At 67.3% G+C, this 14893-nt stretch carries 13 protein-coding genes and 1 pseudogene; 2 read left to right on the top strand and 12 right to left on the bottom strand.

The window, feature by feature from the left end:
- Positions 1 to 369: 369 nt before the first annotated feature.
- Together RPIT_RS13715 and RPIT_RS13710 are read right to left on the bottom strand one after the other, a co-directional pair.
- Positions 370 to 1500, bottom strand: coding sequence for a glycosyltransferase family 4 protein (locus RPIT_RS13715; RefSeq protein WP_162274573.1), 1131 nt, complete (start codon positions 1498 to 1500; stop codon positions 370 to 372).
- 31 nt (positions 1501 to 1531) lie between these two features.
- Entirely contained in the window at positions 1532 to 2647 is a 1116-nt protein-coding gene (locus RPIT_RS13710; protein WP_226996421.1) for a glycosyltransferase family 4 protein, read from the bottom strand.
- Positions 2648 to 2909: 262 nt separating this feature from the next.
- Between RPIT_RS13710 and RPIT_RS16200 the strand changes: the two are divergent.
- Both RPIT_RS16200 and RPIT_RS15845 read left to right on the top strand, forming a co-directional pair.
- Positions 2910 to 3314 (top strand): annotated as a pseudogene (locus RPIT_RS16200) (glycosyltransferase); the annotation flags it as partial.
- 99 nt (positions 3315 to 3413) lie between these two features.
- On the top strand, positions 3414 to 4070 hold the full coding sequence (locus RPIT_RS15845; RefSeq protein WP_226996420.1) for a glycosyltransferase: 657 nt from the start codon (positions 3414 to 3416) through the stop codon (positions 4068 to 4070).
- Positions 4071 to 4471: 401 nt separating this feature from the next.
- Here the strand turns inward: RPIT_RS15845 and RPIT_RS13700 are convergent, their stop codons facing one another.
- From RPIT_RS13700 to RPIT_RS13655, 10 genes are all read right to left on the bottom strand, one after another.
- A complete protein-coding gene (locus tag RPIT_RS13700) occupies positions 4472 to 5131 on the bottom strand; it encodes a GNAT family N-acetyltransferase (protein ID WP_226996273.1) in 660 nt (219 codons plus the stop codon).
- Between the two features lie 131 nt (positions 5132 to 5262).
- Positions 5263 to 6117, bottom strand: coding sequence for a polysaccharide deacetylase family protein (locus RPIT_RS13695; RefSeq protein ID WP_077343953.1), 855 nt, complete (start codon positions 6115 to 6117; stop codon positions 5263 to 5265).
- Entirely contained in the window at positions 6110 to 7453 is a 1344-nt protein-coding gene (locus RPIT_RS13690) for a hypothetical protein (protein ID WP_077343952.1), read from the bottom strand. The genes RPIT_RS13695 and RPIT_RS13690 overlap by 8 nt, the downstream gene beginning before the upstream one ends.
- A gap of 6 nt (positions 7454 to 7459) precedes the next feature.
- Positions 7460 to 8953, bottom strand: a complete 1494-nt coding sequence (locus RPIT_RS13685; RefSeq protein ID WP_077343951.1) for a polysaccharide biosynthesis tyrosine autokinase — start codon at positions 8951 to 8953, stop codon at positions 7460 to 7462.
- Between the two features lie 39 nt (positions 8954 to 8992).
- Complete coding sequence (locus RPIT_RS13680) at positions 8993 to 9946, bottom strand: NAD-dependent epimerase/dehydratase family protein (RefSeq protein ID WP_077343950.1); 954 nt, start codon at positions 9944 to 9946, stop codon at positions 8993 to 8995.
- Positions 9943 to 11121 (bottom strand): glycosyltransferase family 4 protein, encoded by a 1179-nt coding sequence (locus RPIT_RS13675; RefSeq protein ID WP_077343949.1) that lies wholly within the window; start codon positions 11119 to 11121, stop codon positions 9943 to 9945. Before RPIT_RS13675 ends, RPIT_RS13680 begins: the two co-directional genes overlap by 4 nt.
- Complete coding sequence (locus tag RPIT_RS13670) at positions 11112 to 11756, bottom strand: acetyltransferase (RefSeq protein ID WP_077343948.1); 645 nt, start codon at positions 11754 to 11756, stop codon at positions 11112 to 11114. Before RPIT_RS13670 ends, RPIT_RS13675 begins: the two co-directional genes overlap by 10 nt.
- Positions 11749 to 12387, bottom strand: coding sequence for a sugar transferase (locus tag RPIT_RS13665; RefSeq protein ID WP_269466364.1), 639 nt, complete (start codon positions 12385 to 12387; stop codon positions 11749 to 11751). The genes RPIT_RS13670 and RPIT_RS13665 overlap by 8 nt, the downstream gene beginning before the upstream one ends.
- Positions 12377 to 13528, bottom strand: coding sequence for a DegT/DnrJ/EryC1/StrS family aminotransferase (locus RPIT_RS13660; RefSeq protein ID WP_077343946.1), 1152 nt, complete (start codon positions 13526 to 13528; stop codon positions 12377 to 12379). Before RPIT_RS13660 ends, RPIT_RS13665 begins: the two co-directional genes overlap by 11 nt.
- Before the next feature lie 158 nt (positions 13529 to 13686).
- Positions 13687 to 14805: a M23 family metallopeptidase gene (locus tag RPIT_RS13655; RefSeq protein WP_162274572.1), complete on the bottom strand. Its 1119-nt coding sequence runs from the start codon at positions 14803 to 14805 to the stop codon at positions 13687 to 13689.
- Positions 14806 to 14893 lie beyond the last annotated feature (88 nt).

The raw sequence follows: 14893 nt of genomic DNA, 5'->3' as shown, positions 1-14893 counted from the left end.
CGGAGAGCATCTCCCAGGGTCGGGACCGTGCCGCCTGTGCGAGGCACAGGGCGCTCAACGTACCCTCCTCAAGGATGAGACCGCCACCCTCGAGGTCTTCCATCATGCGATTCCGACGCGCGAGGTTGATCATCCAACTGAGCGCCAGGCCCCTACCCTCTCGACGCGCGCAATCCAGTGCAGCCCGCGCTAGCGCGGGCTGTGAAGCCGCTGACCACCATCTTTGAAGGGTGACCTCGCGGGGAGACAAGAGGCGCCCCTGGGGCGTCCGGTAGCCGTCAAGAGTGACGCTCGACTGTCCCGTGAGACGGGCCAACTCCCGGGCAATCGTGGACTTTCCTGCGCCGGGGGGGCCGACGAACTCGACGATCACGACGCCGATCCTCCACGTCCGGCCGAGCGCCTCCCGTGCGTTCCCACGAGGAATGGCCCGTAGCTTTGCCACATCGCATCCAGGCTGTAGCCGGACATCACGAACTCGCGCGCAGCTTTGCCGAGCGACTCGCGTCCCTTCGGATCGGCACACAGCGAAGCAACGACGTCGGCCAGGGGCTCTGGCGACTGGGGGGGCACGAGGATAGCCGCGTCGGATCCAGCGACGAGATCGGCGATGCCTGGCACATCCGACGCCACCACGGGCAGCCCGCAACTCATAGCCTGCAGCAACGCCGTGCTCATAGCCTCTCCGAGAGAAGCGTGGACGTAAATGTCGAGCCCCTGCAGAAACTCCACGAGCTCTGACTCGTTCAGCATCCCGCGGAACGTGACTCTATCTCGTAAGTCGAGGTCGCTCACCAGCGCCTCGAGATCGCCTCGGCTGGAACCGTCACCAGCTAGTTCTAGGTGAACGTCGAGACCCCTCTCCCGCAAGAGATGAATGGCGCGTATCAACGTTGCATGGTCCTTGATGGGGATGATGCGTGACTGCATTCCAATAAGTAGTGTTTCGGCCGGCCACGAAGGCATAGGCCGGGGGACGTAGTGGTCCGTATCGATACCGTTGCGGACGACGTCGATGGACACCCGACGAGAGACCCGGGGGAAGTGCCCTCTCAGTTTGCGTACGTAGTCCTCGTTCAGGACGAGCACGTTGTCGGCGGCCAACAGGGAGAGCGTGGTGGCGATGTTGTACCGGCGTCCTCGGAGATCCCAGGACTGGTGCTCCACGACGACGATTCGGGTGTGCCAGCGCAGCAGCTTCACGGCCAATGCGGCCCCGACAGATCCCGTGGAGTGCACGACGACCGTGTCTGGGCGCCGCGCCAGTATCCAGCGGAACAGGCGCCACTGGAATCCAAAGTCCGCTCCGCCGGACGTCCGCTCGTGCACGTACGTGATTCCGTCACGCTCGCACTTGGCGCGGTAGTCCGTTAACAACTCGCCCGTGCTGACAAAGGCAAGCTCGTGAAGGGCGGCTCCCCGACTGGCTTTGATGAGCGAGAACACCACCGACCCATGGCCCCCGAGGCCACCAAAGAGGATGTGGACGATCCTCGGCACGCGAGAGGGCTGCTGGCTATCAGGGGGGTTGCTAGGCACTGACCCACCCACGGCTGGTCAGCGCGTCTTCAACCGTTCGCAGCTGGTGCGCCCAAGTGCCCGTCTCCCGTACCAAAGCGTTCCCTGCGGCGCCCAGCGAGGATCGGAGCCCGGGGTCGTCCACCAGACGAAGGAGTGCCCGTGTGAGGGCCGGAGCGTCACCAGCCGGGACCAGCAAGGCATGGGTGCCGTCCGCGACGTACCGCGCCACTTGACCCGAGGCAGGGGCCACGACGGCGCGGCCGCATGCCAAGTACTCCTTGAGTTTGAGGGGTGAGTAGTGGAAGCTCCCCGTGCCTGGGTCAACGACACTGGCTACGTCCATAGCCGCGAGGTGGCTGGGTACCTGATCCTGAGGGACTGCGCCAGCGAACACGACCTGTCGGAGGCCGAAGCTGTCCACCAGTGCTTCAATGCGTGGGCGGTCTTGGCCGTCACCTACCAGCAGGAGTGATGTGTCCCTTCGCTCACGCTCCACAGCGGCGTAAGCCTCGACGAGCAGGTCGAGACCGTGAAACTTGTGAAACGTCCCGACCCAGCCGACTACGGTCCGACCCTCTAGACCGTACCGAGCCCGGACCTCCGCGCCGCTGACGTCCTCATTGAAGCGATCGAGGGCCACGGCCGTGGGGGTCACGATTACGCGCTCACGAGGCCCGCCGAGGCGAATGACCTCATTGGCCACTTCCTCGGTGACGCAGGCAATGAGATCGGCATCACGGAGCTGTGCGACTTCGCCGAATCGCTCCAGCAGTCTGCCCCAGCCTGGGCGCTTCACGCCCCATTGGCCTGACTCCCACACCGTGGGCGCGTCGACGAAGACGACCACTGGGCAACCGAACCGACGCTTCGCTACGAATCCGCTGTCGTGGAACGGTTCGTGATGGTGCCAGATCCATAGCGGACCCTCCGGCTCCCACGGACCTTCAAGGCCGGCTTCTCTGAACGAACGAGCGTGACGCCAGGACAGCACATCCTTGCGCAACGTCTTCAACGTCGTAGGGATGAGCCGCTTCCACCCCGCCGCGGGAGGAAGCGTCGCCCTTGGAGCGGAAGTCGCCAAAAGCCGAGCCTCACCGCCGTCAAGAATGCCGGACGGGGTGACCATCCAGGCTGCCCCATGTGCCTCTTGGGCCGCCTCTGCCCACCCGGCGGCCGTCAACCACACCGACACTGGGCCAGTCGCCGTGCGAGCATCCTTCGGCATGAGAACCAAGACCCCTCGACGCGGGCCGCGCTCAGCCTCTCTCTCGTGGATCTCAGCTTCCATCGACAACTCCCCCTCAGAAGGCTCCCTCAGCAATCTCCACAGCCTATCGCGGCACACGTTTGCAGATGCTTGTTGGGCGACCGTGGTCCATGATTAGTGCATGACTGATCAAGACGCGCCCCAAGTTCCTCCCCTCCGCGTCCTTTGGCTCATCAAAGGACTGGGCCCCGGCGGTGCCGAGCGTCTTCTCGTGTCGTTCGCGCGCCTGGTTGGCCGTGACTCTCTCTCCGTCGAAGTTGGTTACGTGCGTCCAGACAAGACGCAACTTGTAGCGGAACTTGCGTCTCTCGGCGTCACTTCGCGCCCCTTGAGTGGCGATGGGCACCACTGGATAGCAACCTTGCGGAAGCTGTTGGCGACTGGCGGGTTCGATGTAGTGCACGCTCACTCTCCCCTTCTCGCAGGTGTGGTGAGACTCCTCGTGCGAACTCTTCCGCAAAAGACTCGCCCGAAAGTAGCGACCACGGAGCATAACGAGTGGGAAAGCTACGCCCGACGGACCAGACTCTTGAACGCAGTCACTGCTCCTCTAGACAGTCATCGCTGGGCCGTGTCGCGCCGTGTACGTGCGTCGATGTGGCCATGGGTAGGTAAGGGCACGGAGGTGCTGATCCAGGGGATCGAATTCGATCGATTCGACGCGGCTGCAGATGCTCGACAGAGAATCCGACGCGAGCTGGGCATTCCTCATGATGCAGTCGTCGCGGTGTCTGTGGCCAACTTGCGTCGCCCCAAGGATTATCCAAATCTGCTTCGAGCCACGGGAGTAGCACGGCTGGAGATCCCGAACTTCACGGTGCTCGTTCTGGGCCAAGGGCCATTGAAGGAAGAGATCGAGGGACTGCACGCTGAACTGGGGCTCGGCGATAGCGTGCGATTCCTCGGCTTCAGGTCGGACGTCGCTGACATCCTCGCGGCGTCCGACATTTTCGTGATTGCCTCCGCCTACGAGGGGGGACCACTGTCTCTCATTGAAGCAATGCGCAGTGGTCTCCCGTCAGTTGCCACCGACGTCGGGTTTGTCTCTGACGTGATTGAACCGGGAGTCCACGGCTTGATCGTACCTACGCGAAACCACAGAGAGTTGGCGAAGGCTTTCGTGACCCTGTGCCGTGATGGAGATGCACGTGCTGCGATGGGGCGAGCAGCACGCTCGGTTAGTGGCCGCTTCGATATTCGCGAGACTGTCGAACGCCAGATGGAGGTTTACCGACAACTGGCCGGGAAGGCGAGCTCGCTGAACACCAGCCGGAATGATTGATCGCCAGCGGAGAAGGGACCCGGCGGCTGCCAGAAACGCCGACTTCACTCGAGCGCATTCTGGCCCTTCGGATCGCCCCTCAAAACAACTCCACGTCGGCCAGTGTCAGCGTCCACAAGCTCGGAGGGGCGGGGATGCTGCCAGTGGGCGCGTGGTGAGCAGAGGGCCCATTCCCGGAACGGGCACGGGGATCAGGCCAGCCGAGGGGCCGGTCCGCAGTCCGATGGCGTAGTCGGCCTTCGTGCGGTTCACCACGTCCCACACGAGCTTCGCACCTACGCGGGCATTTGGGACGAGTTGCTCTACTATCGCGGCCTCAACCGTGGAGCCTCGCCGCTTGAGACGGAAGATCACGCCCCCCTTTTCGGGGGCACGTTCGTCGGCCAGCAGAATCCGGTACTTCAGAGGCCCGAGGGCCGTGCGCCAGGCCAGGTACTCCGGCGTCCGGTCGGTGCGGAATCCACGCTTCGGAGCGTGAGCGAGCAGGGCGTTGGCCAGGTTGGGGTCAGCCAACTCGCTGCCGGCAATGCCCACGGTGGTGTCCTCGGACCACAGAGCGGCGGGAACGCGGGAGGACACCATCCTGACCATCGCCTTCGTCCCAGAGGGCAACACCCGATGGGAAGCCGCTTCACCTCGCTCCAGCCCATCTTCAGATAGCCGGGCCGGCTCTGGTCGTTGGGGGTGTTGAAGACAATGCCGTCACCCTCCATCGTCAGCTCGGCGACACCTCGGACGGTGAGGAGCCGGAAGATGCCGAGTCCCTGAAAGTCGGGGTGGGTGGCGGTGTCCACCGCACGCACGGCGGTGACCTTCTTGCCCTCGTCGTTGATAAAGCGCCACCTCAGCAGGGTGCGGTAGCCCACGATGCGCCCCTCGTGGAGTGCCACCCACGCAGGTGAGACACCGAACGGGTTCTGGCGGTGCTTCCACTCGAGGAAAGCGCGGTAGTGGGGATCTTCGTCCTTTTTCAACGCGGCCTGGAGCAGCGGGATGACCTCACCGTCGTCATCCGGCGTCGCCCGCCTGACCTCGAGGTCTGCGGCCTTGATGTGCGCCATCTGGCTCCCCCTTGCACTCGGTACACTTCGGCCATCCTAGGCGAGCTGACCTACGAGAAGTAACGCGTTACGCGCAACAGGGGCGGCAATTTCCTCGTGAGTCCGCCATGTCTGGACCGATGGGATCAGAATCAGTTGCCCACGCCTACAACGCGCCCCCATCGGCGGGACGCTCCCTTGGCGAGATCCACCGCGACGGCATACAGATATTCAGCGAGCAGCCCGCCGCGCAACTTGGCGGCAAAGAACGATTTGGGGTCCGTGCGTCGAACTGGGACCCGGCGTAGATCCATCCGGTTCGTTCCCGAGGTGTTTCGGCCAAGTTTGCCGGTTGATGCGCTGCGGAACCGCGCTCGCATGGACGCTTCCATTTCAGGCACGACGATTCCCCACGGATAGGTGAAGTGCCTCGGAGTGACCCCCAACTCCTGTTCGATCCGACGAGTGCAGAGGTCGAGCTCGTCCACTGTCAGCCCCTCGGGTCGGACGTGGTTATGAGTATGGTTCCCAACGGTGCACAGCCCCGAGGCCACCATCTCTCGAAGCTGGTCCCAGCTGAGGCCGCGGCCAGGCTCTCCCGTGGCGGTGGCGCCCTCCCACACCATGACCTCTCCCATGTAGGCGGTCGCCAGATAGATAGTGAAGGGTATCCTGCGGTCACGCAGCAGGGGCCAGGCGTTGTCGTAGACGTCGGCGAATCCGTCGTCAAAGGTGAGCACGAACGACGGGGTACGGTCGCCTACTTCCAGCCGATCCAGGGCCTCATCAAGCGACAGCACATCGTGATCTGCGAGTAGGTCCAGCTGCCGTGAGAAGTCGACGGGATCCAGGTCCAGTTCGTTGGTGGTGCCGCCGCCGACACGGTGGTAGATGAGCAGCGTGGCACCTTCGGCCGGGCGGTTTCCTCCCAGCAGCGCAAGGGCTCGCTTCAGCAGCCCGCGCACCCCCTGGCTGGCGCCGGCCGGTGACAAGATCTGGTCAGGCATTAGCCAGTTGCCTCTCTTCGCTATCGGTGAGCGCGTTGTGTGGCCGGCGTGGATCGGGCAGTGCGAGCAGGGCCAGGAAGAACGGGATCATGAGTGAGCGCTGCCGGGCGACGATGCCGAAGTTGGCGAAGCCGGCGAACGCCAGGATGAAGGCCAGCACGTACACGGCGGCGAACACCACCCACGCATTGCGCCGCAGTAGTCGAGGCACCTGGGCAAGGCGTCGCCAGCCGACGATGGCGAGGAGCAGCAATGCGATCCCCTCGAGGCTCTGGAGGGCGACGAGCCCGCTACTGGCCTCCCAGGGAAAGGGCCGGAACAACAGAGTGATGATGGCGGCCGGCAACCCCAGGGGCGAACTCAACGGCACGGGTACGAATGCCGACCCGCCCGTATCCGTCTGTCCGCTCGCCCAGTCGATCTCCCCCGTAACCTCCTCGGCCGTCAGATCCTCGATGCCCAGGACGTCGGCAGCCTGGGTGATCGCTAGCACGGATGCTGCGGCGACCAGCGCGAGACCGACGGTCTTGCCCAGGAATGATGTCGGTGTCCCACTCCCCCTCCGAAGCAGTAGTGCGACGAAAAGGGACGACAGCAGCAGCACCGTCAGGTGCGGACGGATGAGGGACGTGGCCACCAGACCGGCCGTCAGATAACCGAGGCCCGCGACGATCCGACGGTTGAAGAACTTCGCTGCTCCGAGTCCCGTCAGGCCAACCCCAAACAGGAGGAAGGCCTCTTTACCAATACTGGAGGGCCAGAACAGAAGGGATGGGAGTAGCAGCACCAGTATGGCGTACCGGCGGAAGTTCCCCTCCGGAACGGCGGCCTGGAAGGCCTTGAACAGCAGGACACAGCCCCAGAACGCCAGGGTGCCGAACACCAGGAAGCCGACGATGGGGCTGGGTCCGACGACGGTGTAGACGGCGGTGGTGATCAGCTCGGTGTTGTGGGTGCCGAACTTGCCGTCGCCGCTGACCTCGAATACGCCACGGCGCCACTCGAAGTACCAGCGGGCTGCATACAGGTTGTAGCGCGACGCGTCACCGACGCCGTCGTACAGGACGAAGATGGTGAAGTAGCGGGCGGCGATGCCGACGAGCTTGGCGGCGTAGCCGATGTAGACGAGCCGGACCACCCACCTGTCCGGCTCGTTGCGCATCGCGATGCTGATCAGCCACAGGTTCACGCCGATGATGAGCGGGGCCCAGATCAGCGCCCCCCATGTGTTGTAGGACGTGGTGTCCATGGCCCGGGTCAGCAGCACGGAGAAGACGACCAGGAGGATCAGCCCCGTGATCAGCCCTCCCAGCCCTCGGACCGTACGGATGTTCATGCGCGCCTACTTCGAGCGCTGCGCTTGCACGTCCTCGGCAGGCTCCACGAGGGATGCCTCGGGCTTCTCGTCAGCAACCGCGCGGGCGCCGCCGCGCTTCCCCTTTGCCTTGCCCTTGGTCTCGCCGTAGCCGTAGCCATAGCCCGATCCGTAGCCGATGTCGCCCTTCCGCAGTGGCGCGCCGACAATTACCGCGCCGACGACGGGGATGTTGAAGCGGGCGAGCATCTCCTTGGTCCGCTGCGCGGAGGCGGCGGAGAGTCGGCCGCTGCGCGCCACCAGCACCACGTCGTCGACGTGCGGGAGGATGTCGAACACCTCGGCTGCTTCAAGGAGCGGCGCGGAGTCGATGATCACCACGTCGGCACGCTTGCGCGCCGAGGCCACCAGCGGCCCCATCCGACTAGCCAGTGCCGTGGGGTGCGCCAGCCTGGTGCCGGCGGTGACCACCCGGACGCCGGGGATGTTGGTGGGACGAATGACAGAGTTCAGCGAGCCTTGGCCGTCCACCAGTAGATCCGAGACGCCCGCGCCCTGGGGCACGTCCAGCTTCTCGTGCACGTCCGGGCTGCGGAGGTCGGCGTCGATCACCAGCACCTGCTTTCCGGTCTCCGCGAAGCTGGCGGCGAGGTTGGCCGTGCTGGTGCTCTTGCCCTCTGCCACGTGGGCGGAGCTGACCAGCACCACGAGCGACTGGTGACCGCGCGCCGGAGCAGCCTCGGCCTGGCCGTGGGCCAGGGCCGCACGGACCGAGCGGTACCCGTCGGCGTACGGGCTGAGAGGCTGCGTGACCGTGAGGATCTCCTTGTTGCGACGCTGCGCCGCGGTGATCTTGGGCACGACGCCGACGATGGGCATGTCGAGTGCCTCGGCGATCTCCTCGCGCGTCCGGAGGCGCGAGTCCAAGCGCTCCAGCACCAGCGCGAGCGCGATGCCGAACAGCAGACCCAGGACGGCGGCGAGCAGGGTGCGGAACCAGCGATCCGGCGGGATGACGAAGTTGGCCGTGCTCTCGTTCGGGATGGGCGTGGCCTCCTGGAGGACGCTCAGCCGGGTGGTCTCGGCGCCGGGCGGGCTCGTCTCGAAGAAGGCGATCGTTTCGTTGGCGAAGGTGTTGACGACGTTGGCGGCGCGCTCGCCGTCGGAGGCGGTAGTGGTGATGGTGACCGAGGCCGATTCGCCCTGGGTCTCCACCGTGATCTGCTTCGCCAGCAGTGCGGGATCGCCCTCGTAGCCGAGGGCCGCGGCCGCGTTCCTGGGCACCTCGCCCGTCGTGATGAACAGCGCCACGCGGCCGAGCGACGCGTAGCCGGCACCTGCGTCAGGCGCGCCGACGGAGCCGACGAGAAGGGTGGACGTGGCCGTGTATGAGCCGATGCGGGGCGAGACGTCCCGCTCGGCGGGGGTGATGGCGAACACCACGCCGGCAGCAATCAGGACGCACAGCACGATGACCAGCCACCGGTGTCGGAGGATGCTCAGGAAATCTTTAAGGCTCATGCGACTCTCTTGCTCATTGCTGCGGCTGCCCGAGGCATTCTAACTTGCACCTGTATCAAGACCTATCCGCCCGCGGTACCACGCCAGAGTTGCGCTCAGCCCGTCGGCGAGCGGCAGCGGCGTCACGTCGGGGAACAGCTCGCGAAGGAGCAGCGAATCGGCCTGCGACGCCCTGACGTCGCCGACGCGGGGATCCGTGAACTCCTTCGCCACGGTCTCCCCCAGCTGCGCCTCGAGCTCCGAGATCAACTCGAGCAGCGTCGTGTTGGTGTTGAAGGCGAGGTTCACCGGGCCGGGGTGCGAGAGCCGGCGGCTCACGGCGGACATGATCACGCGGCAGACGTCCGCCACGAACGTGAAGTCCCGCGACTGCCGGCCGTCGCCGTGGATCTCGAGCGCCTGGCCGGACAGGGCGGCGTCGATGAACTTCGGCACGACGGCGGCGTACGCGTGCCCGGCGGCCTGGCCTGGGCCGTAGACGTTGAAGAAGCGGAACGGCAGCGTCTTCAGGCCATACGAGGCCTGGTAGGCGATCGCGTAGCCCTCCGTGGCCAGCTTGGAGACGGCGTAGGGGCTGAGCGGCCGGGTCCAGTCGTCCTCGTTCTTCGGCAGCGTCGGGTTGGAGCCGTAGACGGAGCTCGACGACGCCACGATCACCTGCTCCACCCCCGTGGCGCGGGCCGCCTCCAGCACGTTGAGCGTGCCGGTGGCGTTGGCGTCGTGCGAGGCGCGGGGGTTGGCCACGGAGCGCGGCACGCTCGGGATGGCCGCGAGGTGGACGATGGAGTCCACCCCGTCCGCCACCCGCTCGAGCGCGGCCATGTCCAGGATGCTGCCCTCGGTGAAGGCGACGTCCAGTCCCGTGAGGTTCTCCGCGTAGCCGGTGGACAGGTCGTCGAGGACCCGCACCTCCTCGAAGCTGCCCGCGGCCAGCATGGCGCGGGCCAGGTTGGAGCCGATGAATCCGGCGCCTCCGGTGACGAGAACCTTCACGTGATAACACCCTTCGTGTCGTGAGTCGTGTGGCCGGTGAGGATGTGCTCGATGCCCCGCCAGATCTGTTCCTGGCCGAAGTGCTCCAGCACCCTCTGGCGCCCGGCGGCGCCCATCGAGGCGGCGAGGTCCGGCTGGTCCGCCAGCGTGTTCAGCCTAGCCACGAGCGCGGCGTCGTCGCCAACGGGGATCAGGAACCCCGTCTCCCCGTCGACGACGGAGTCCACCGCGCCGGTGGCCGTCGTGGTCACCACCGGCAAACCGGCGGCGGCGGCCTCCAGCACCACGTTGGGGAATCCCTCACGCAGCGTGGGCAGGCACAGCGCGTCCATCGCGGCGAGGTGGCCCCAGACGTCGTCGGTCCACTCCACGTGCCGGAGCCGGCTGTCGGGCGACGCCAGGCCAGCACGAAGTTCCGGCGACTCCAGGGAGCCGATCATCAGGAACTTCACCCGCGGATCCAGCTCGGCGCTGCGGGAGGCCCGCGCGATGACGTCGGTGCCCTTGTCCGGGTTGATGCGGCCCACGAAGCCGACGACGAAATCCTCGTCGCTGAGCCCCAGCTCGGCGCGCAGGGCGTCGCGGTCCACCTGGCTGACCCGCGTCTGGACGGCCGCGGCGTCGACACCGTTGCTGCTGCCCTGCCCGATCAGACGCTTCTTGCCCGCGATGGGGAGCCGACGGCGCACCGCCTCCTCGGCGAGCGAGGCGCTGACGAACAGCACATCGGTGGCCGCGCGCATGGTGACCCACTCCATCAGCCACAGCACCCGGCTGAGCGGCCCGCTGGAGCCCTCGAGCCGCAGACCGCGGACGGTGTAGAGCCGCCTCGGGACCCGCGTGAGCCACGCCGCGATGCTGCCGAGCAGTGCCGCCTTGGGGGTGCCGACGTTGACCGCATCCGGCCGGAGCCGGCGAAGCGCCCTGACCCAGGCCACGAGCCCCGTCAGGTCGCTGAGGGGGGAGATGCCGCGGGCCATGGGGATGCCCAGCAGCTCGACCCCCTCGCGGGTCGCGGCGCGCTGGGCCTGGTCGTCGGGGGTGGAGATGAGGGTGACGTCCCAGCCCCGCTCCCGGAACCACGCGAGCTGGCCGCGCAGCAGCAGGTCGGCGCTCATGCCGACGGTGACCCCCACGACCAGCCGTTTGCGTCCGGGGACGGGCCTCACGCCCATGTGCCGGGCACCCCTTTGACGACGACGCCGCTCGGCACGTTCTTGGTCACCAGCGCGCCGGCGCCCACCGTCGTGTCGGCGCCCACGGTGAGCTGCTGGAGCACGGTGGCTGTCGCGCCGATCAGCACGCCGGGTTCGATGCCCACCTCGCCCGAGACGACGCCGCCCGGGTTGAGGGAGGAGAACTCCCCCAGCGTGCTGTCGTGGCCGATCGTGGCGTTGGGGTTGACGTGGACGTGGCGCTCGAGGCGCACGTTGGTGGAGACGACGGCGCCGGCGCAGATGACGACGCCCTCGGCGATGTCCGCCCGGCTGCCGACCGAGGCGTTGGGGTGGATCGCGGTGAAGGCGCGCCGGGAGCGGGCGTCGAGCTTCTCCACCAGCATCCGCCGCACGGGCGGCGACCCGATCCCCAGGAGGTACGCCTCGTCGGCATCCCGAGCCAGCCAGTCGTCGATGGTGCCGAGGTACTCGATCTGCCGCTGGCTCAGCCGGTGGAGGTTGAGCGGCGAGGGCTGGTCGTCGACGACGCCGACGATCTCGAGCGCCGCGCCGGCCGCCTGCATCGCCTCCAGCACGTCCAGGGCCTCCCGCCCGAAGCCGGAGGCACCAACGACGACGACGCGCTCAGTCATCGCGGCCCTCCCCCGCAGCGGTGCCCTGGAAGACGCTGACTGTGGCGTGGCCGTCGGCGGAGATGCCCTCCCTCTTCACGACCGCCGTGAGCGTCCTGAGCAGGATGCTGAGGTCGAGCGCGAGGCTGCGGTTGTCGACGTACTGGACGTCGAGCGCGAACTTGTCCTCCCACGCGACGCCGTTTCGGCCGCTCACCTGGGCCAGGCCGGTGATGCCGGGGCGCACCTCGTGGCGCCGGGCCTGCTCGGGGGTGTAGCGGGGCAGGTACTCGACGAGGAGGGGGCGGGGGCCCACCAGGCTCATGTCGCCCTTCAGCACGTTCCACAGGCTCGGCAGCTCGTCGAGGCTGGTGGCCCGCAGGAAACGGCCGAGGCCGGTCAGGCGCTCCTCGTCCGTCTGGTGCTCAGCGTCGGGGTGCCGCATGGAGCGGAACTTCGCCAGCTCGAAGATGACGCCGTCCTTGCCGGGCCGCTGCTGGCGGAACAGGACGGGGCGGCCGTGGACCTTCAGCACCACTGCGGCCAGGGCGAGTTGGAGGGGCGCGGTCACCACGAGGCCGGCCGCCGCGGCGGCGACGTCGATGGCGCGCTTGAGCGCGTCGTACCTGCGTCGTCCCGGCTCAGGCGACACGCCGCTGCTCCAGGAACGAGACCACCGCACCGGTGACGCGGTCGAGGTCATCGTCGGTCAGCACCGAGCCGCTGGGCAGCGTCAGGCCGGTGCGGAAGAGCTCGTCGGACGTGCCGTCGGTGAAGCTGCGGGCGTCGGCGAACACCGGCTGGGCGTGCATCGGCTTCCACAGGGGGCGCGACTCGATGTTGCCCTGCGCCAGTGCCTCCCAGAGATCGTTGGCGGTGAAGCCGCTGATCTCCGGGTCGACGGTGATCGCGGTCAGCCAGCAGTTGTCGCGGGTGCCCTCGGACGGCGCGTCCGGCTCGCCGAAGAGCGTGACCCCGGGGACGTCGGCGAAGAGGTCGCGGTAGCGGCCGCGGATCTCGCGGCGCCGCTCGATCATGGCGTCGAGGCGCGACAGCTGCGCGCGGCCCAGCGCCGCCAGGACGTTGGAGAGGCGGTAGTTGTAGCCGATGTCGGTGTGCTCGTAGTGCACCACCGGCTGGCGGGCTTGGGTGGCGAGGTAGCGCACGTGCTTGGCGATGGCCTCGTCGTCGGTCAGGAGCGCGCCGCCGCCGGAGGTGGTCATGATCTTGTTGCCGTTGAACGACAGGGCGGAGGCGACGCCGAACGCCGCCGCCGAGCGGCCGTCCCGCGTGGCCCCCATGGATTCGGCCGCGTCCGACAGGACGATGGCCCCGTGGCGCGCGGCGATCTCGCCGATCCGGGCGTGGTCGGCCACCTTGCCGATCATGTCCACCGGCACGACGGCCTTGACGCTTCGGCCCTCGGCGGCGAGGGTCGTCATCGCCTCCTCGAGCAGGTCCGGGTTCATGTTGCCGGTGTGGTCGCAGTCGACGAACACCGGCTCGGCGCCGGTGTAGACGACGGCGTTGGCGGTGGCGGCGAAGGTGAGCGAGGACGTGACGACGACGTCGCCGGTGCCGACGCCGAGCGTCAGGAGCCCGAGGTGCAGGGCGGCGGTGCCGGAGGACAGGGCGACGGCGAACCTACGGCCGGTGTACTCGGCCAGCTCGGCCTCGAACGCGTCGACCTCGGGGCCGAGCGGCGCGATCCAGCCGGACCGCACGGCGCGGACGACGGCGTCTTCTTCGAGTTGGGTGACATCCGGTGAGGAGAGGAACAGCTTGCCGGTCACGGGGCCACCTCTCCTGCCCGCTCGGTGGGTTCAGTGGTCACGTGCACGCAGACGGTGCAGCGCACTCGCCCGATTCCCCCCGAGTCGGCTCTCATAGCTCCGCATCATACAGCGCTGAGGAGGCTCTCCCCGCTCGGCCTGGGCCCGCCGGGGCCCCATCAGGAGAAGCGGACGATGTTGTTGAACGTCCAGTCGGTGACGCGCTCGAACGTCGTGCCCCTCGACGTCGTCGTCGCCGAGACGATGGTGGCGTAGGTGTAGGAGCGGCAGCCGTTGCGTCCCGTGGCGGGGGTGTCGCACTCCGTCCTCCACTTGCGGCCGTCGTCGGAGGTCCACTCGTCGTTGTTCCCTAGCGGGTTGTCCGCCCACAGCGAGCGGGGCGACTCCACGTACGTGAGGTTGTTGAACGCCCACCCCTCCTGGAGCACGTTGGTGCCGTACCGCTGGACGACGGTGTTGGCCCAGATCTCGGTGCGGCAGCGCTCGGTCTGCGAGTAGGGCTCGCACGCTGTGCGCCAGGCGCGGCCGCCCACCGAGTGCACGCCTTCGGTGGTGTAGACCAGCGCCGGGTCGATGGTGTCGGTGGCGGAGATCGCGGGGCGCTCGTCGCCGCGGGAGATGCTCGCATCGCGATCGAGGTCGGCGGGGTGGAGCAGGGTGTTGCTCACCGACGGCACGGCGTAGCAGGAGCGCCGCGCGTCGGCGACGATCGCGCCGTCGGAGTTGCGCGTCCAGTAGCCGCAGTACGAGCTACCCGAGCTGCGGACCGTGTAGCCGCCGAGGGAGAGGCCGTCGATGGGCATCTCCACACCGTTGCGTTGCAGGGTGAAGTGGACGTGGCGGAAATTGCCCCGCCCGCAGGTCTCCGAGCCGGGCATCGCGGTCATCCCGAGCTTCGTGCCGGCCTTGACCAGCTGGCCGCTCTGGAGTCCCGACGGGATGGATTTCAGGTGGTAGTAGCGGGTCTGCCAGCCGTCGTCGTGCTGGATGACCACCTGGCAACGGCTCCAGCTGCCCGCGCCGCTCACCGTGACGATGCCGTCGGCCGCGGCCACGACGTCGATGGACCGTCCCCCCGAGGCGCCGAGGTCGACCGAGCTCCGCACACTCGTGGCGTGCGGGTGAGTGCCGCCCGCCTGGACCACCTCGCCCCACCCGATCGGGAGCGCCATGGGAAACCCCGGGAGTTCAGCGGCCCTGGCGGGAGGGGCGACGACGACCCCCAACGCGGTCAACAGAAGGGTCACCATCCCGATTCCCCAGAGCCTTCTCAGCACACGATCTCCTCAATTGATCTCTGACTAGCTGAAAGGAGCTTAAACGAATACTGAGAGAAACGTGAAAAATCTTCAGAAATTAGCAGAG

This window comes from Tessaracoccus flavus, assembly GCF_001997295.1.
GTDB classification, from domain to species: Bacteria; Actinomycetota; Actinomycetes; order Propionibacteriales; family Propionibacteriaceae; genus Arachnia; species Arachnia flava.
The sequence above is the reverse complement of the archived record's forward strand: the minus strand, read 5'-3'. Positions and strand labels throughout refer to the sequence as shown.